Origin of the sequence: Pseudomonas beijingensis, assembly GCF_030687295.1 — a bacterium.
GTDB lineage: Bacteria > Pseudomonadota > Gammaproteobacteria > Pseudomonadales > Pseudomonadaceae > Aquipseudomonas > Aquipseudomonas beijingensis.
This window is the reverse complement of sequence record NZ_CP117425.1, coordinates 4,995,814-5,012,675: the sequence shown is the minus strand read 5'-3', so window position 1 is coordinate 5,012,675 and position 16,862 is coordinate 4,995,814. Positions and strand designations below refer to the sequence as shown.

The following is a 16,862-nucleotide window of genomic DNA, read 5'->3' as shown; positions in this document are numbered from 1 at the left end:
TTGTACAGCCGCTTCGCTTGAAAGTTGTACAGGATTACTGGAGTTTATTAAGGGGGGGCATCGGAATTTTATTTATTAATGCCTGGGTTTAATCTTCGCCGCCGCTGACTTTCCAATGTTTGGCTTCCACAGGGAACACGACTTGTTCGACCCGATGGGCGATACCAAAGGCCAGGGAATTTTCGGCCGGAATCACCCGTTCCTCGGCGCACAGGCATTTGAAGATATCCAACTGGGTCGCGGCGCCGGCGGTTTCCTTGACGTAGATCTCCACGTACCGCGCCACGTCGTTGTCCAGGCTGGACAGGTACTCACGCAAGCGTGAATGGTCCACGGATTTCTGGCCGAAATACCAGTTCATCGGATGAATCAGGAAACGCGAATGCGGCGTGGTGGTACGGTCGCTGGCCGCCAGGAACATGATGATGCCCATCGATTCGATGTTGCCGGCATTGACCGCACGCACCGGCACTGGGAGGGACTTGATGAAGGTATAAAGCGTAAAACCGAAGTTGGTGCTGCCGCCGACGGTGGAGAGGTTGAGCATCAGCGAGTCGGCGCCTTTCTCGATGGCTTCCAGGCAGTTGTCGCGAAAGCGTTCCGTGGTTCCCTGATCGATCTGGCAATGAAAATGGACAATGTGTTCGGACATCTGAAACTCCTGTCGATTTCACCCTTTTAAGTCTGCGCAGTGGCCGTGCCGTAAAGTTGGGAGTCCGGTGGTCTGCGGATGTTCCGCCTCCTTGGCTCGCTGCGGGTGAATCGCGTCAACCCGATTGTGCCTGTTCGCACGCCTCGGCGGCTCGTGTCATACGCTGCAAGAATAGCGTCAGTCCGGCTTCTTCTTCGCTGAGGCCTTTGCGGGCCCGGGGTTTGGGCAATGCCTTCAGCGCGCCGAGCAGAAAGCCTTCCACCACCGCCGGGTGGATGTAGCATTTACGACAGACGGTCGGTGTGTTGCCCAGTTGTCGGGAGACCTGCCTGACCATCTCGGTGACGTGCCTCTTGGCTTCGGTCTCGGTTTCCCAGCGCAGCGCCCGCAGCCCGGCCAGAGCGGCTGCGCTGCCAGCCCAGGTGCGGTAGTCCTTGGCGGTGAAATCGGCGCCGGTGAGGGTTTTGAGGTAGGCGTTGATGTCCGAAGAACTGATGGAGTGCCGCTCGCCGTGTTCGTCCAGGTACTGGAACAGGTTCTGCCCGGGAATCTCCTGGCAGCGCTTGATGATCCGTGCCAGGCGCCGGTCTTTCACGGTGATTTGGTGCTCGACGCCGCTTTTGCCGCGAAACTGGAAGGCGATGGCGCTGCCGTTGATCTCGACGTGTTTGTTGCGCAGGGTCGTCAGGCCGTAGGAGTGATTGGCGCGGGCGTATTGGGGGTTGCCGACGCGGATCAGGGTTACGTCCAGCAGGGTGATAACCGTGGCCATGACTTTGTCGCGGCTGAAGCCGGGCGTGGCGAGGATTTCTTCCAGGCGTTTGCGCAGGCGCGGCAGGGCACGTCCGAATTCCAGCATCCGTGAATACTTGTCCGCATCGCGCACCTCACGCCAGCGCGCATGGTAGCGGTACTGCTTGCGCCCGCGGGCATCGCGGCCAGTGGCCTGGAGATGACCACGGGGGTCGGTGCAGATCCAGACATCGGTATAGGCCGGCGGCACCGCCAGGGCATTGATGCGCTGGATCTCGGCCGCGTCGGTGATGCGTCGGTCCAGCGGGTCGAAATAACAGAATTTGCCCCGCAGCTTTTTACGGGTGATGCCTGGGGCCGTGTCATCGACGTAATGCAGGTCGGCCGGCAGTGCATCCGGTGTCAGGGTGTCGGGCATGAAAAAAATCCTTGGCAACGAATCCGGGGGCCTGTGAATTCATTGACCGCAGTCCGTTGTGGTCGTGCCAAGATTCTGAGGTTGCCGCAAAACCTGTGGGAGCAAACCTGTAGGAGCAAACCTGTAGGAGCAGACCTGCAGGAGTAGACCTGTGGGAGCAAGGCTTGCTCCCACAAGTTCCCACAGTGTGATCCGCTGGTTACGGGCCCTAAGCCAACACCGCCACCGCCTTGATCTGCGCCCACAACACCTGCCCCGGCTGCAGATTCAACTGGTCCCGGGAATAGCGGGTGATGCGCGCCAGCAGCGGGGTGCCGGCGGCGTCCAGGCGCACCAGCACATGGGCAGCGTTGTCGGCGGCCTGTTCGCTGATCACGGTGACCGGCAGGCGGTTGAGGATGCTGGTCTGGGCATCGTTCGCCAGGCTGAGGCTGACGTCCCGGGCCTGGACCTTGAAGCGCAGCGGCTGGCCGAGGGCCAGGGACGTGTGGGCCACACGTACGTTCAGTTGGCTGTCGGGCAGGTTCAGGGTCAGCAATTGATACGCCGGGTCATAGCCGCTGACCTTGCCCTCGATCACCACCCCGGCGTCATCCCCCAGGGCTAACGGCAGGTCGAGCCGGGCCAGGGTTTCGCCGATCGGCCCACTGGCCAGCGCGCGGCCAGAGTCGAGCAGCACGATGTGATCGGCCAGGCGCGCCACTTCGTCCTGGGAATGGCTGACATACAGCACCGGGATGTCCAGCTCATCGTGGAGACGTTGCAGGTACGGCAGGATTTCGTTTTTGCGCCGGCTATCGAGGGCCGCCAGCGGCTCATCCATCAGCAGCAGTTGCGGGCTGGTGAGTAAGGCGCGGGCGATACCCACCCGTTGGCGTTCGCCGCCGGAGAGGTTGTGCGGCTGGCGATCGAGCAAGTGCCCGATGCCCAGCAGATCGGTGGCCTGGTCCATGTCCACCCGCCGTTGTGCCGGAGCAATACGCTTGAGGCCGAACGCCAGGTTGGCCCGTACCGACAGATGGGCGAACAGGCTGGCCTCCTGGAACACATACCCCACTGGCCGCTTATGGGGCGGCACGAACACAGCGTGCTCGCTGTCCTGCCACACTTGGCCATTGACCTCGATAAACCCCCGGGCCGGTCGCTCCAACCCGGCGATGCAGCGCAGACAGGTGGTCTTGCCGGAGCCGGAAGGCCCGTACAGGGCGGTCACGCCACGGCCTGGCAGTTGCACATCCAGGTCCAGGGAAAAAGCCCCATGGTCGAGCTGAAAACGCGCGTTGATCATTGATCAGCTCCAACCGGCACGGGTTCGGCGGCTGGAGTACAGCGCCAGCAGCACCAGGAATGAAAACACCAGCATCGCCGCCGCCAGCCAATGGGCCTGGGCATATTCCAGGGCTTCGACATGATCGTAGATCTGCACCGACACCACCCGGGTTTTCTCCGGGATGTTGCCGCCGATCATCAGCACCACGCCGAATTCGCCGACGGTGTGGGCGAAGCCAAGAATTGCTGCGGTGATAAAGCCGGGGCGGGCCAGGGGCAGGATGACGCTGAAAAACGTATCCCAAGGCCCGGCCCGCAAAGTGGCGGCGACTTCCAGCGGACGACTGCCGATGGCGGCAAAGGCGTTCTGCAACGGTTGCACCACAAACGGCATGGAATAGATCACCGAGCCGATCACCAGCCCGGTGAAGCTGAAGGTGAGAGTGCCCAACCCGAGGGCCTGGGTGAGCTGTCCGATCCAGCCGTTCGGCCCTAATGCCAGCAACAGGTAAAAGCCAATCACCGTGGGCGGCAGCACCAAGGGCAACGCCACCACCGCGCCCACCGGCCCGCGCAGCAAGGAGCGGGTGCGCGACAGCCACAACGCGATGGGCGTGCCGATGAGCAGCAGGATCACCGTGGTCAGGGACGCCAGTTTCAGGGTCAGCCAGATGGCGGCATAGTCGGCGCTGGTCAGGGGCATTTAGCGTTGGTAACCGTAGGCTTGGATGATGGCGGCGGCTTTTGGCCCCTTGAGGTAATCCACCAGGGCCACGGCGGCGGGGTTGTCCCGGCCCTTGGTGAGGATCACCGCGTCCTGCTTGATCGGGTCGTGCAGTTCGGCCGGGACGATCCACGCCGAGCCGCCCGTCACCTTGCCGTCCTTGTACACCTGGGACAAGGCGACGAAGCCCAGTTCAGCGTTACCGGTGGAGACGAACTGGTAGGCCTGGGTGATGTTCTGGCCTTCGACGAGTTTGCTTTTGACTTGGGCGGTCAAACCCAGTTTGTCCAGCACCTGGGTCGCGGCCAGGCCATAGGGTGCGGCTTTCGGGTTGGCGATGGACAGGTGTTGGAAATCGTTGTGCTTGAGGACTTGGCCCTGGTTGTCGACATAACCGGCCTTGGCCGACCACAGCGCCAGGGTGCCAACGGCGTAGGTGAAGCGTGAGCCCTTGACGGTGTCGCCTTCGCTTTCGAGCCGGGCCGGGGTGGTGTCGTCGGCGGCGAGGAACACCTCGAAGGGCGCGCCGTTCTTGATCTGCGTGTAGAACTGCCCGGTGGCGCCGTACGCCGCCACCAGCTTATGCCCGGTGTCTTTTTCGAAATCGGCGGCAATGGCCTGGATCGGCGCAGTGAAATTGGCGGCGACCGCCACCTGCACCTCGGCGGCCTGGACGGCGCCAATGGCCAGGCACGGGATCAACAGCAACGGCGCGAAGCGGGTGAGGCGCATAGGTGAGGCTCCGAGGGCAGATTCGCTATATACCGGAATATATAGCGAATGACTGACAAACGGAACGCGGCATTTTGCCTGGGGAGCGAGGGTGCAAGGGCTGGCCCCATCGCGAGCAAGCTCGCTCCCACATTGGATCCGTGGCGAACCTACATCTTGCTACCACACCAGAACCCCTGTGGGAGCGGGCTTGCTCGCGAAGACGGCGGTATATTCAACATTCCTGTCGACTGACCCAGCGCTTTCGCGAGCAAGCCCGCTCCCACAGGTACAGTGGCGTCACCCAATGTCGTGGTTGCCAGCAATCCCCCTGTGGGAGCGAGCTTGCTCGCGATGGCGTGCTAACGACCGATGATGACCATCAGGCTCGACCCAGGCGATTGAGCCGAGCCTGCGCCTCTTCAGCCAACCGCCGGGTCAACTCGGCCGTCGACAGCTCGCGCCCCAATGGGAAGGCCTGGCCGGCCCAGAGGTTGCTGAAATCCTCTTCGCCCTTGGCACGCAACGGCATCAGCGCACCGCCCGCCAAGGGAAAGGCCGGAGCCAGCGGGCTCATCGGGCCCACTTCGCGCATCACCCGGTTGACGATGCCTCGGGCCGGGCGACCGGTGAACAGGTTGGTGACAGCGGTCTGGCTTTCCTTGGCCGTACGCAACGCCCGGTGATGGGACGCGCTGATCTTCGCCTCAGGCGTGAACAGGTAAGCGCTGCCCAATTGCACCGCCGAGGCACCCAAAGCGAACGCTGCGACAATCCCGCGTGCATCGCCAATGCCACCGGCGGCGATCACCGGCACCTTCACCGCATCCACCACCTGCGGCAGCAAGGCAAACAGGCCGACCTGGGTATCGAGGTCGTCGCTGAGGAACATTCCACGATGACCACCGGCTTCATAGCCCATGGCGATGATCGCATCGCAACCGTGCTGTTCGAGCCAGATGGCTTCCTCGACGGTGGTGGCTGACGAGAGGATTTTCGCGCCGGTGGCCTTCACCCGATCCAGCAAGGATTTTTCCGGCAGGCCAAAGTGGAAACTGACGACCTTGGGCCGCATCTCTTCCAGCACCCGGCAGGCAGCATCATCGAAGGGCGTGCGGTTGGACACCGGGGTCGGTGCGTCGAAATCGACGCCCAGTTCCTGATAGTACGGTTTGAGCCGTTGCTTCCAGGCCTCGGCCCGCTGTTCGTCGAAGGCCGGCGGCTGGTGACAGAAGAAATTCACATTGAACGGCTTGTCGGTCTGTTCGCGGATGGTCGTCAGTGCCTGGCGCAACTGCTCGACATCGAGCATCGCCGCCGGCATCGAACCCAGCCCGCCGGCATTGCAGGTCGCAACCACCATGGCCGGCCCGGTCACCCCGGCCAGCGGCCCCTGGATGATAGGCAGCTCGATACCGAGCAGGTCAAGAATGCGGGTGTCTGGCCACTGGCTCATGTGCGGGGTCTCCGACGGCAGAAGGAAACAGCGTTTTTAGCAGGTGTGAGCCGGCAAGGGCCAGTCGAGTTTTTCAATCGGGCGCTGCACCTTGATCCCCATGGCGGGAGGGTTACCATGCGGGCTCCATACATCAAGGAGCCTGACTCATGGAAGTGAAACTCAAGACCGTCAAACCCTTCACCGTGGCCGGTCTGCAGGTGCGCACCCGCAACACCGACGAGCAGCGACTCGACACGGCAAGGATCGGTCCGATGTGGCAGCAGTTCTTCACCGAAGAGCTGTTCGACAAAATCCCGGCCCGGCAGTCGGAGTCGTTCGTCTACGGGGTGTATTCCAATTATGAGTCCGACGCCACCGGCCACTTTGACGTAACGGCCGGGGTGCAGGTGTATGAGGCCAGCGCAGGCTACCCCGCCGTGGACATCGAAGGCGGGGAATACCTGGTGTTTTCGGCCAAGGGGAAGATGCCCGATTGCGTGATCCAGGCCTGGGGCCTGATCTGGGCGTACTTCGCGGATAACCCGCAGACACTGCGCCGCTTCACCACCGATTTCGAGGTCTACAGCGCCCCCGAATCCGTGGCGATCTACATCGGCGTTCAGTCCCCGGCCGAGCGCTCCAGTTCCAGCAACTGACGCTTGCGCTCCACCCCCCAGCGATAGCCCGACAGGTTGCCGTCGCTGCGCACCACCCGGTGGCAAGGGATCGCCACCGCCAGGCTGTTGGCGCCGCAGGCCTGGGCCACGGCGCGCACGGCCTTGGGCATGCCGATGCGCTGGGCGATCTCGGCATAGCTGGCGGTACTGCCGGCGGGAATGTCCCGCAACGCTTGCCAGACCCGCTCCTGAAAGGCAGTGCCGCGCAGGTCCAAGGGCAGGTCCAGGCCCAGGGCCGGCGCTTCGATGAAGCCCACCACCTGGGCGATCAACTGCTCGAATTCGCGGTCGGCACCGATGAGGTTGGCCCGGCGGAATTTGTCCTGCAGGTCGCGCACCAACGCATCCGGATCGTCGCCCAGCAGGATCGCGCACACGCCACGCTCGCTTTGCGCCACCAGGATCGCCCCGAGGGAGCATTGGCCGACGGCGAAACGGATGTCGGTGTTCTGCCCGGCAGCGCGGTAGTCGGCGGGCTTCATGCCCAACACTTTGTCGGCCGCCTCATAGAAACGGCTGTTGGAATTGAAACCGGCGTCGTACAGCGCCTCGGTGATCGTGCCGCCATCGGCCAGGCGTTCGCGTACCTTGCGTGAGCGGTGAGCGGCGGCGTAACCCTTGGGGGTCAGGCCGGTGACCGCCTTGAAGACCCGGTGAAAATGGAAGGGACTCAAGCCCGCGCTGGCTGCCAGTTCATTCAGGCCTGGCAGTTCCTCGGCGGCTTCGATCTGCCGGCAGGCGGCCGCGACCCGTGCCGCTTGTTGGGCGGCGATCTGGGTCTGGTCCCGGGCCACGCGCTTGCTGGGCCGGTAGCCGGCGGCCTGGGCCTGTTCCGGCGTGTCGAAAAATTCGACGTTGCGCGGGTTGGGCAGGCGCGACAGGCTGCTGGGGTGGCAGTAGATGCCGGTGGTTTTCACGCCATAGACGAATTGCCCATCGGCGCGTGGATCGCGGGCGAGTACGGCGGCCCAGCGCGGATCCAGTTCAGGGGCGAGATTGTTCGAAGTGCTGTTCATGGTCGTTATGTCCATTGGCCCGTTTTGTCTACAGTAGCGAGCCTGTGGGGTGGCAGCACTCCGGGTCTTGCGGTTGAATTCTGCATCTTCATCCGGCGGTGCGAAACGTCAGGTTGATCCGCTGCGCGCCCAGGCGCGGGTGCTGTCCTTCCTTGAGCGGCAGTACGCCGTGGTAACGCAACCGATCCACGCCGCCCCAGACCACGATGTCGCCATGGAACAACGGGATGCGCAGGCTCTTGTCGCTGCGCTCGAACCCGCCGAACTGGAACACCGCCGGCAAGCCCAAGGACATCGAGACGATGGGGGCGGCGAGGGAGCGTTCGTTCTTGTCCTGGTGCAGCGACATCCGGGCGCCGGGCACGTAGCGGTTGATCAGGCAGCTGTCGGGCTCGAAATGCTCGAACTGTGCCTGCCGGGCGGCGGCCTGGGCCAGTTCGCGAAACACCGCCGGCATGTCGGGCCAGGGCTGGCCGGTCTGCGGGTCATGGGCGGTGTAGCGATAGCCGCTGCGGTCGGTGGTCCAGCCCAGCGCGCCGCAACTGCTCAAGGCCACCGACATGGTAAAGCCGCCGGGCGTGACCATCTGCCGGAACGGCGCAGCCTGCAGGACACTTTCCAGCGCCGGCAGCAAACGCTCGAGCCAGGGCAGGGTGAAGCCGCGCAGCACGAAGGATTGTTGGCCAATCTGTTCGATCTGGCCGGGCGGATTGGGCGCTTGGTCGGCGAACAGGTCCAAGGTGATCGGTATGTCATTACTGCGCATCATGAAAAATGATTCCCAAGGTGTGCCGTCTGCCGCCGTGCACGCGGCTGACGCCATGGCGCATGTTCACTCGATAATAACCGCGAACGCCTTTGACCGGCCGTTGGTGCACGGCAAATACCACGGCGTCGTCCTGTTTCAGATCGATGACCTGAGGCCGCGACTGCATGCGCGGGCGCTGTTCGGTGAGGACAAACTCGCCGCCGGTAAAGTCCTGGCCCGGTTCCGACAGCAGGATCGCGACCTGCAGGGGGAATACCTGCTCGCCGTACAGATCCTGATGCAGACAGTTGTAGTCCTGCGGTCCGTATTGCAGCAACAGCGGTGTAGGACGCGATTGTCCGGCAGCGTGACAGCGCTGGATGAACTCGGCGTGTTCAAGGGGGTACCGCGCCTCCAGGTCCATGCATTCATTCCAGCGGTTCGCCAGCGGCACCAGCATCGGGTACAACGCCTGACGTAGCTGTTGGATGAGGTCTGGTAGCGGATAGCGAAAATACTGATACTCACCGCGCCCGAATCCGTGGCGGGCCATGATCACTCGGGAACGAAAAAGTCCGCTATCGGCGTACAAATCACCGAGCAGCCGGCATTGCGCTGGCGGCAGCAGGTTGCGAATGATTGCACAGCCGTCCTGGTCGAGGCTTTGCGCCAGGGCGGGCCAGTCCAGGTCGTGTATGCATTGGATCAACGAGGGCGGGGACACGATGACAATCCTTGGTAGAAAGGACTGGTCAGTCTGGGGAGCGCTTTGACGGCTGGCACTCCGGATCTTGCGGTGTGTCGACGCCCGAGCGCTCACCCATCCTGACTGACACACCCGTCACCCTGTGGCGAGGGACTTATCTGTGGGAGCAAGGCTTGCCCGCGATGCAGGCAACGCGGTCTGGCGGGATGAACGAGGCGCCTGCATCGCGGGCAAGCCTTGCTCCCACAATGGAAATAAATCCCCCACAAAAAAACAGTCGGGGTGAGCTGTTACAGCGCTTTGCTGACCTTGAGGTCGCTGATCACATCGTCGGTTTGGCCATGCAACGCCTGCAACGCAGCCTTGGCTTCTTCCTCGGTGCCATTTTCCAGTTGCGCGAACTCGAAGCGGCGTTCGCCGTTGAGCTTGTACTTGATGACGTATTTGGTCGTCTGGGCCACGGTCTTGCCTTTCTTGAAAGGGGCGATGCTCAGCTCAGTTTCGAGCTGGAACGCCGGATGATTTTGATCTTGTGAGTCAGGGTCGGCTTGCGCGTGACGCTGATTGCACGGCGGTTGACGGTGTCGATGGTGATATTCCAGAAACCGGTGCTCGGTGCCGTGATCCTGGCCGGGAAAGTGTCGAACGCGCCACCGTGATACGTGTGCCGGCCGCCGTTCTTGAAGCTGCGGAAGTTGGCGTCGTTCATCAAACGGATGTTGCACATTTGGGAGCATTCGATGACGACAATGTCGTCTTCGTTCAGGTGCTCGCGCTGGTGAATGAATTTCATGGGCGCCTCCAGAAGGGCTTTTTCTACAAAATCAAAACGATAGCAAGGGGCAATGAGGCGCAGTTTATCAGCCCCGAGTGTTAATATCCGGCCCGCGCTCCAGGCTTTGTTCATTTATCGCAGGTGGCGGGGAAAAAAAGCGGTGCGGCACCGGAGCAAAACGGTGTTTGCACTGTCGGAGGATCTTTATTGGAGGAAACATATGAAGCGCAGCGTGTGGGTGTTGGCATTGGCATTGGCCATGAGTGGATGTGCATCGGTATCGGACATCAACCAGACGCCTCCCACCATGAGCGTCATCTCCGGAAAGAAACCTCACGAATATGCCAAGTGCGTTGCCGACAAGCTGGCCAGCAGCCGTGGCTCGCTGCAAATGGAGCCGCACAAGAATGGCGTGCGGCTGATCGTCCCGGGCAAACTGTCGACCCTGCCGGCGGCGGTGTTCGACATTGACGAGCGCTCCAGTGGCAGCAGCATCAAGCTGCACGAAAGCATGTCCAACGTGCCGGTGCGTCCTGGCGATGTGCAGGATGCGGCCAACGCTTGCATTTCCGGTTGAACACCGTCAGCGCCTGACGAGCGGCCCGGCCATCGGATAGACTGGCGCCCTCGACAAAAAATGCCGCCACGGTCAACGTTGGCGGCATTGTCATTCATGGAGTCAGTCGATGAAACGCGAGCAGGTGCGCGAGCGCCATGCAGAAGGCCTTATCTGTGCCACCCACGTGATCCAGAACCCGGCGAGCCCGGGCGAATGGATCGTGTTCTTCAAGAAAAGCGCCGGGCGCAGTTTCTTCCTGGTGGATGAGCAGGACGAAGTCGAGTCCTTCAGCCGGCTCGACGATTTGATCGAGACCATACGTGGCTTGGGGATCAAGTTCGCCGAGATCCACATGTAGGGTTCTGTCTCGCGAACACCGAAAGACAGGACACGGGCTCTTATTTGCACACGACCAGGACGCTGCGGCTGGTGTAGTTGCCGACATCGACACCTAGGGTCTTTTCACTTTCCTTGGCTTGCGGCGTCCCATCGGTGCCGACGATGCGGTAGCCAGTGCCGGCACAGGAGGCATCGGCCTTTTCATAACAAGTGGCCCAGTCATTGGCTTCGCCGGAGCAGTCGATGGTCAGGCCTTGCTCGCCATTGTTCAGGTAGGTTTTTTCGGCAGAGGCACAGCCCGCCAAGGCCAGGACGGCAAACAGCGCCAGCAGTGTTTTCATGGAGTCGTCATCAAGAAGGGAGGGGCAGGCGCGAGAGTATAGCGAATGGCCATTCCGGTACAGAGAAACAAAGCCCCGTTCAATGCCGGGCGTCATTTACTTGGGGCTTGTCTGTTTATTTCTTGCGGCGGGGGCTGCGTGCGGGGGCGCTTTCGCGTTCTTTCGTCGCCGGGGCAGCGCGTTCGTCCTGGAATACCGCAGCCACTTCTACCGCCATGGCCTTGCTGGGCAAAGGACCGGCGACCTGCTCGCCGTGGTAGTTGATAATCCACCACTGGCCGTCCTTGCCCTGGCTGACCGAATAACCGTTTGCGTTTCTTGCCGACATCTAACTGCCTCAATTGGCGTGATCAAGAGCGCCATGATACGTCAAATGCTCGCAAACAGTGCTCACTGGCGTACAGTGGACCGCTGCAGCCATCGAAACGAAAGGCGATTGAACTATCCGCCGTTTTTTATTTCTCTATGATGGCACCGGTTGGCCAGTGCGGGCATTGTAAGGTGCCCGTCGCCTGATTAGACTGCGCCGAAACTCGTACACACCGCCTTTTCAAGGACTTATATGATCAAGAAATGCTTGTTCCCAGCAGCCGGTTACGGTACTCGCTTCCTGCCAGCGACTAAAGCCATGCCCAAAGAAATGCTGCCGGTGGTGAACAAGCCACTGATCCAGTACGGCGTCGAAGAAGCCCTCGATGCGGGCCTGACTGAAATCTCCATCGTGACTGGCCGTGGTAAACGCGCGCTGGAAGACCATTTCGACATCAGCTACGAGTTGGAAAACCAGATCAAAGGCACCGACAAGGAAAAGTACTTGGTCGGCATCCGCAAACTGCTGGATGAGTGCTCGTTCTCCTACACCCGCCAGACCGAAATGAAAGGCCTGGGCCACGCGATCCTGACCGGTCGCCCACTGATCGGTGACGAACCGTTCGCGGTGGTCCTGGCGGACGACCTGTGCGTCAACCTCGAAGGCGACGGCGTCCTGACCCAGATGGTCAAGCTGTACAAGCAGTTCCGCTGCTCCATCGTGGCGATCCAGGAAGTCGATCCGCAGGAAACCAACAAGTACGGCGTGATTGCCGGCGAGATGATCCGCGACGACATCTACCGCGTTCACAGCATGGTTGAAAAACCAAAGCCTGAAGACGCGCCGTCGAACCTGGCGATCATCGGTCGCTACATCCTGACCCCGGACATCTTCGACCTGATCGAACAGACCGAGCCAGGCAAGGGCGGCGAAATCCAGATCACCGACGCCCTGATGAAACAGGCCCAGAACGGCTGCGTCATGGCCTACAAGTTCAAGGGCAAGCGTTTCGACTGCGGTGGCGCCGAAGGCTACATCGACGCGACCAACTTCTGCTTCGAGAACTTCTACAAGACCGGCAAGGCTTACTGATAGCCTGCGCCACGCCTTGAAAAACGCCCCGACTGGTTCGGGGCGTTTTTTTGTGTGGAACAGTTGCTCGCAGATCACTCAAGCAACCCCCCTGTGGGAGCGAGCTTGCTCGCGATGGCGGTGGGGCAGCTTGCATCGATGCTGAATGTGCCGACGCTATCGCGAGCAAGCTCGCTCCCACACTGTATCTTCAACAGGCATAAATTTTGTGCTCACCGCTCCACAGGTTTTGGGCCTGACCGATCGACATGAGCCGGTCCAGCTGGCTTTTCCGTTTTCCGCCCCCATAACCATCGCAACGCTGCCTCAGGTGAAAAACAGCAGGTATGCTGATGACCTGCCGAAGGAGATAGAAAATGGCCTACGATTTTGACTTGTATGTGATTGGCGCCGGTTCCGGTGGTGTGCGGGCTGCGCGGTTTGCCGCCGGTTTTGGGGCCAAGGTGGCCGTGGCGGAAAGCCGCTACCTGGGCGGGACCTGCGTCAACGTGGGCTGCGTGCCGAAAAAACTGCTGGTCTACGGCGCGCATTACGCCGAAGACTTCGAGCAGGCACCGGCCTTTGGCTGGACGGCGGGCGAGGCGAGTTTCGACTGGGCCACGCTGATCGCCAACAAGGACCAGGAGATCAATCGCCTCAACGGCATCTACCGCAACCTGCTGGTCAACAGCGGCGTCGTGTTGCACGAAGGTCACGCCAGGCTGACCGGCCCCCATGAGGTGGAGATCAACGGCCAGCGCCACACCGCCAAGCATATCCTGATCGCCACCGGCGGCTGGCCGGTGATCCCGGACATTCCGGGGCGCGAGCACGCCATCAGCTCCAACGAGGCGTTCTTTCTCAAGGACCTGCCCAAGCGTGTCATCGTGGTGGGCGGTGGCTACATTGCGGTGGAGTTCGCCGGGATTTTCCACGGCATGGGCGCGCAGACGTCGTTGCTGTATCGCGGTGACCTGTTCCTGCGCGGCTTCGACGGTGCGGTGCGCAAGCACCTGGCCGAAGAACTGACCCGACGTGGCCTGGACCTGCAATTCAACGCTGACATCAAATCCATCGAAAAACTGGACGATGGCAGCCTGAGGGTCGAGCTCAAGGATGGCAAAACGTTGATCACCGATTGTGTGTTCTACGCCACCGGCCGGCGACCGATGCTCGACAACCTTGGCCTGGAAACCACCGGCGTCACGCTGGATGAGAAAGGTTTCGTGAAGGTCAACGAAAAATACGAGACCACCGAACCGTCGATCCTGGCCATTGGCGATGTGATCGGTCGCGTCCAGCTCACCCCCGTTGCCCTGGCCGAAGGCATGGCGGTGGCGCGGCGTCTGTTCAAGCCCGAGCAGTATCGGCTGGTGGATTACCGGATGATCCCCACCGCCGTGTTCAGCCTGCCGAACATCGGCACGGTGGGCCTGACCGAAGAGCAGGCCCGGGAAGAGGGGCATAAGGTCGAGATTTTCGAAAGCCGCTTCCGCCCAATGAAGTTGAGCTTGACCGACTGCCAGGAGCGCACCCTGATGAAACTGGTGGTGGATGCCCAGACCGACAAGGTCCTGGGTTGCCACATGGTTGGTCCGGATGCCGGTGAAATCGTCCAAGGCTTGGCCATCGCCCTCAAGGCCGGCGCCACCAAGCGCGACTTTGACGAGACCATCGGCGTGCACCCAACCGCCGCCGAAGAGTTCGTGACAATGCGTACGCCCGTCGCCTCCTGACTACCCGGCGGATAGATGGCGAGCCAGCCTGCTCGCCATCTATATTAAGTTTTCTTCTATCTATTTAGCGGCTGATAGCCAAAACCAATCATTCACATCAGGTTTGCCAATGAGCCAGCCTGGGGATGAGTGGTTAAGATTCCCTCCATCAACTTTTCAACCCTGATGGAGAAACATCGATGCCTATCATCAACAGCCAAGTTAAACCGTTCAACGCTACCGCCTTCAAAAACGGCGAATTCGTCGAAGTATCGGACGCCAACCTGAAAGGCAAGTGGTCTGTCGTGTTCTTCTACCCGGCTGACTTCACCTTCGTTTGCCCAACCGAGCTGGAAGACCTGGCTGACAACTACGCTGAATTCCAGAAGCTGGGTGTCGAGATCTACAGCGTTTCCACCGACACTCACTTTGCCCACGCTGCCTGGCACAACACTTCGCCAGCCATCGGCAAGATCCAGTACACCATGATCGGCGACCCGACCCACGTCATCTCCCGCAACTTCGACGTGCTGATCGAAGAAGTTGGCCTGGCTGACCGCGGTACTTTCGTGATCAATCCAGAAGGCCAGATCAAGATCGTTGAAATCAACGACGGCGGCGTAGGCCGTGACGCTTCCGAGCTGCTGCGCAAGATCAAGGCCGCTCAGTACGTTGCCGCTCACCCGGGCGAAGTCTGCCCAGCCAAGTGGAAAGAAGGCGAGGCCACCCTGGCGCCGTCCCTGGACCTGGTCGGCAAGATCTAAGTCTGTGAGTCATCCGAGGGCGATCCGCTCTTAATCAAGTAAGCCGCTTCGCCCCAAAAAACGCCCGGGCGAGATTCGCTCGGGCGTTGTTTTTTCTGAAATTCAAAAAATGGAAATCGCCCGTATGTTGGACGCCAATCTTAAAGCTCAGTTGAAGTCATACCTGGAACGGGTCACCCAGCCGATCGAGATCGTCGCTTCCCTCGACGACGGTGCGAAATCCCAGGAAATGCTCGCGTTACTCCAAGAAGTTGCCAGTCTTTCCCACCAGATTACTTTGCTCGACAACGGTACCGATGCGCGCAAGCCGTCGTTTTCGTTGAACCGCCCGGGCGCCGATATCAGCCTGCGTTTTGCCGGCATCCCCATGGGCCACGAATTCACTTCGCTGGTGTTGGCTTTGCTGCAAGTCGGCGGCCACCCTTCGAAGGCCAGTGTCGAAGTGATCGAGCAGATCCGCTCCCTGAAGGGTGAGTTCAACTTCGAGACGTATTTCTCGCTGTCGTGCCAGAACTGCCCGGACGTGGTCCAGGCGCTGAACCTGATGGCGGTGCTGAACCCGAACATTCGCCACGTCGCCATCGACGGCGCGCTGTTCCAGGCCGAAGTCGATGAACGCCAGATCATGGCTGTGCCAAGCATTTACCTCAATGGCGTGAACTTCGGCCAGGGCCGCATGGGCTTGGAAGAAATACTCGCCAAGATCGACACCAGCGGCATCGAACGCCAGGCCGAGAAAATCAGCGCCAAGGAAGCCTTTGATGTGCTGGTGGTCGGTGGTGGCCCGGCTGGCGCTTCGGCGGCGATCTACGCCGCTCGTAAAGGCATTCGCACGGGTGTGGCGGCTGAACGTTTCGGCGGTCAGGTACTCGACACCATGGCCATCGAGAACTTCATCTCGGTCCAGGAAACCGAAGGGCCGAAACTGGCCGTTGCCCTGGAAGAACACGTCAAGCAGTACGACGTGGACATCATGAACCTGCAGCGTGCCGACGGCCTGGTGCCGGACAAGGACGGAGGGCTGCATGAAATCAAGTTCGCCAGCGGTGCGAGCCTCAAGGCCAAGACCGTGATTCTGGCGACCGGTGCCCGCTGGCGTGAAATGAACGTGCCGGGCGAGCAGCAGTATCGCAACAAGGGCGTGGCGTACTGCCCGCACTGCGACGGCCCGCTGTTCAAAGGCAAGCGCGTGGCGGTGATCGGTGGGGGTAACTCCGGCGTCGAAGCGGCTATCGACCTGGCCGGTATCGTGGCCCACGTCACGTTGCTGGAGTTCGATGTGCAATTGCGTGCCGACGCGGTGTTGCAGCGCAAACTGCACAGCCTGCCGAACGTGACGGTGATCACCAACGCCCAGACCACCGAAGTGACAGGCGACGGCCAGAAGGTCAATGGCTTGCGCTACAAGGACCGTCCGAGCGGTGAGGTGCGCGACGTGGAACTGGAAGGGATCTTCGTGCAGATCGGCCTGTTGCCCAACACTGACTGGCTCAAAGGCACCGTCGAGTTGTCGCCACGGGGTGAGATTATCGTCGATGCCCGGGGTGAAACCTCGATCCCTGGCGTGTTCGCCGCCGGTGACGTGACCACCGTGCCGTACAAGCAGATCGTGATCGCCGTGGGCGAGGGCGCCAAGGCTTCGCTGAGTGCCTTCGACCACTTGATCCGCACCTCCGCGCCGGCTTAATAGTCGATAGCGGAAAACACAAAACCCCATGAGCCAATGGCTCATGGGGTTTTATTTTGGATCACCCATCACCCTGTGGGAGCGAGCTTGCTCGCGATAGCTGCAGCACATCAACACTGATGTGCCAGACAGACCGCTATCGCGAGCAAGCTCGCTCCCACAGGGGATTTGCGCAGGTAGAAAAATCGA

General features: G+C 61.1%; 20 protein-coding genes. 7 read left to right on the top strand and 13 right to left on the bottom strand.

The window, feature by feature from the left end:
- Positions 1-88 precede the first annotated feature (88 nt).
- From PSH84_RS22225 to PSH84_RS22200, 6 genes are all read right to left on the bottom strand, one after another.
- Positions 89-652: an ATP-dependent Clp protease proteolytic subunit gene (locus PSH84_RS22225; RefSeq protein WP_092328079.1), complete on the bottom strand. Its 564-nt coding sequence runs from the start codon at positions 650-652 to the stop codon at positions 89-91.
- A gap of 115 nt (positions 653-767) precedes the next feature.
- Positions 768-1,823, bottom strand: coding sequence for a DNA topoisomerase IB (locus PSH84_RS22220; RefSeq protein WP_305481803.1), 1,056 nt, complete (start codon positions 1,821-1,823; stop codon positions 768-770).
- A 208-nt stretch (positions 1,824-2,031) separates the two neighbouring features.
- Entirely contained in the window at positions 2,032-3,111 is a 1,080-nt protein-coding gene (gene modC / locus PSH84_RS22215; protein ID WP_305481802.1) for a molybdenum ABC transporter ATP-binding protein, read from the bottom strand.
- Between the two features lie 3 nt (positions 3,112-3,114).
- Positions 3,115-3,795, bottom strand: coding sequence for a molybdate ABC transporter permease subunit (gene modB, locus PSH84_RS22210; RefSeq protein WP_305481801.1), 681 nt, complete (start codon positions 3,793-3,795; stop codon positions 3,115-3,117).
- Positions 3,796-4,548 (bottom strand): molybdate ABC transporter substrate-binding protein, encoded by a 753-nt coding sequence (modA, locus tag PSH84_RS22205; RefSeq protein WP_305467541.1) that lies wholly within the window; start codon positions 4,546-4,548, stop codon positions 3,796-3,798.
- A gap of 361 nt (positions 4,549-4,909) precedes the next feature.
- Positions 4,910-5,983 carry an NAD(P)H-dependent flavin oxidoreductase gene (locus PSH84_RS22200; RefSeq protein WP_305467540.1) on the bottom strand — a complete coding sequence of 358 codons (1,074 nt, stop codon included), beginning with the start codon at positions 5,981-5,983 and terminating at the stop codon, positions 4,910-4,912.
- Between the two features lie 149 nt (positions 5,984-6,132).
- Here PSH84_RS22200 and PSH84_RS22195 point away from each other — a divergent pair, with 149 nt between their 5' ends.
- Complete coding sequence (locus PSH84_RS22195) at positions 6,133-6,621, top strand: GyrI-like domain-containing protein (protein WP_305481800.1); 489 nt, start codon at positions 6,133-6,135, stop codon at positions 6,619-6,621.
- Here PSH84_RS22195 and ada read toward each other — a convergent pair.
- The 5 genes from ada to PSH84_RS22170 all read right to left on the bottom strand — a co-directional run bounded on the left by ada (position 6,585) and on the right by PSH84_RS22170 (position 9,905).
- A complete protein-coding gene (ada, locus tag PSH84_RS22190) occupies positions 6,585-7,658 on the bottom strand; it encodes a bifunctional DNA-binding transcriptional regulator/O6-methylguanine-DNA methyltransferase Ada (protein WP_122566266.1) in 1,074 nt (357 codons plus the stop codon). The genes PSH84_RS22195 and ada overlap by 37 nt on opposite strands.
- 88 nt (positions 7,659-7,746) lie before the next feature.
- Entirely contained in the window at positions 7,747-8,427 is a 681-nt protein-coding gene (gene alkB, locus PSH84_RS22185) for a DNA oxidative demethylase AlkB (protein ID WP_439800537.1), read from the bottom strand.
- Positions 8,414-9,130, bottom strand: a complete 717-nt coding sequence (locus tag PSH84_RS22180) for a 2OG-Fe(II) oxygenase (RefSeq protein ID WP_305481799.1) — start codon at positions 9,128-9,130, stop codon at positions 8,414-8,416. The genes alkB and PSH84_RS22180 overlap by 14 nt, the downstream gene beginning before the upstream one ends.
- A 272-nt stretch (positions 9,131-9,402) precedes the next feature.
- A complete protein-coding gene (locus PSH84_RS22175) occupies positions 9,403-9,573 on the bottom strand; it encodes a hypothetical protein (RefSeq protein ID WP_305467535.1) in 171 nt (56 codons plus the stop codon).
- Positions 9,574-9,602: 29 nt separating this feature from the next.
- Complete coding sequence (locus tag PSH84_RS22170; RefSeq protein WP_003182962.1) at positions 9,603-9,905, bottom strand: DUF1883 domain-containing protein; 303 nt, start codon at positions 9,903-9,905, stop codon at positions 9,603-9,605.
- Between the two features lie 202 nt (positions 9,906-10,107).
- Between PSH84_RS22170 and PSH84_RS22165 the strand changes: the two genes are divergently transcribed.
- Both PSH84_RS22165 and PSH84_RS22160 read left to right on the top strand, forming a co-directional pair.
- A complete protein-coding gene (locus PSH84_RS22165; RefSeq protein WP_122566269.1) occupies positions 10,108-10,464 on the top strand; it encodes a hypothetical protein in 357 nt (118 codons plus the stop codon).
- 109 nt (positions 10,465-10,573) lie between these two features.
- Positions 10,574-10,804, top strand: a complete 231-nt coding sequence (locus PSH84_RS22160; protein ID WP_122566270.1) for a hypothetical protein — start codon at positions 10,574-10,576, stop codon at positions 10,802-10,804.
- A gap of 40 nt (positions 10,805-10,844) precedes the next feature.
- Here the strand turns inward: PSH84_RS22160 and PSH84_RS22155 are convergent, their stop codons facing one another.
- Positions 10,845-11,126, bottom strand: coding sequence for a hypothetical protein (locus PSH84_RS22155; protein ID WP_122566271.1), 282 nt, complete (start codon positions 11,124-11,126; stop codon positions 10,845-10,847).
- Between the two features lie 115 nt (positions 11,127-11,241).
- On the bottom strand, positions 11,242-11,454 hold the full coding sequence (locus PSH84_RS22150) for a hypothetical protein (RefSeq protein WP_060741669.1): 213 nt from the start codon (positions 11,452-11,454) through the stop codon (positions 11,242-11,244).
- Between the two features lie 234 nt (positions 11,455-11,688).
- On the opposite strand from PSH84_RS22150, the gene galU reads away from it, so the two are divergent.
- The 4 genes from galU (at position 11,689) to ahpF (ending at position 16,673) form a co-directional block, all read left to right on the top strand.
- Positions 11,689-12,528, top strand: a complete 840-nt coding sequence (galU, locus tag PSH84_RS22145) for a UTP--glucose-1-phosphate uridylyltransferase GalU (RefSeq protein ID WP_003182953.1) — start codon at positions 11,689-11,691, stop codon at positions 12,526-12,528.
- A 356-nt stretch (positions 12,529-12,884) separates the two neighbouring features.
- Positions 12,885-14,243, top strand: a complete 1,359-nt coding sequence (gene gorA / locus PSH84_RS22140; RefSeq protein ID WP_122566272.1) for a glutathione-disulfide reductase — start codon at positions 12,885-12,887, stop codon at positions 14,241-14,243.
- Between the two features lie 179 nt (positions 14,244-14,422).
- A complete protein-coding gene (gene ahpC, locus PSH84_RS22135; RefSeq protein WP_003202998.1) occupies positions 14,423-14,986 on the top strand; it encodes an alkyl hydroperoxide reductase subunit C in 564 nt (187 codons plus the stop codon).
- 124 nt (positions 14,987-15,110) lie between these two features.
- Entirely contained in the window at positions 15,111-16,673 is a 1,563-nt protein-coding gene (gene ahpF / locus PSH84_RS22130; RefSeq protein WP_122566273.1) for an alkyl hydroperoxide reductase subunit F, read from the top strand.
- Positions 16,674-16,862 lie beyond the last annotated feature (189 nt).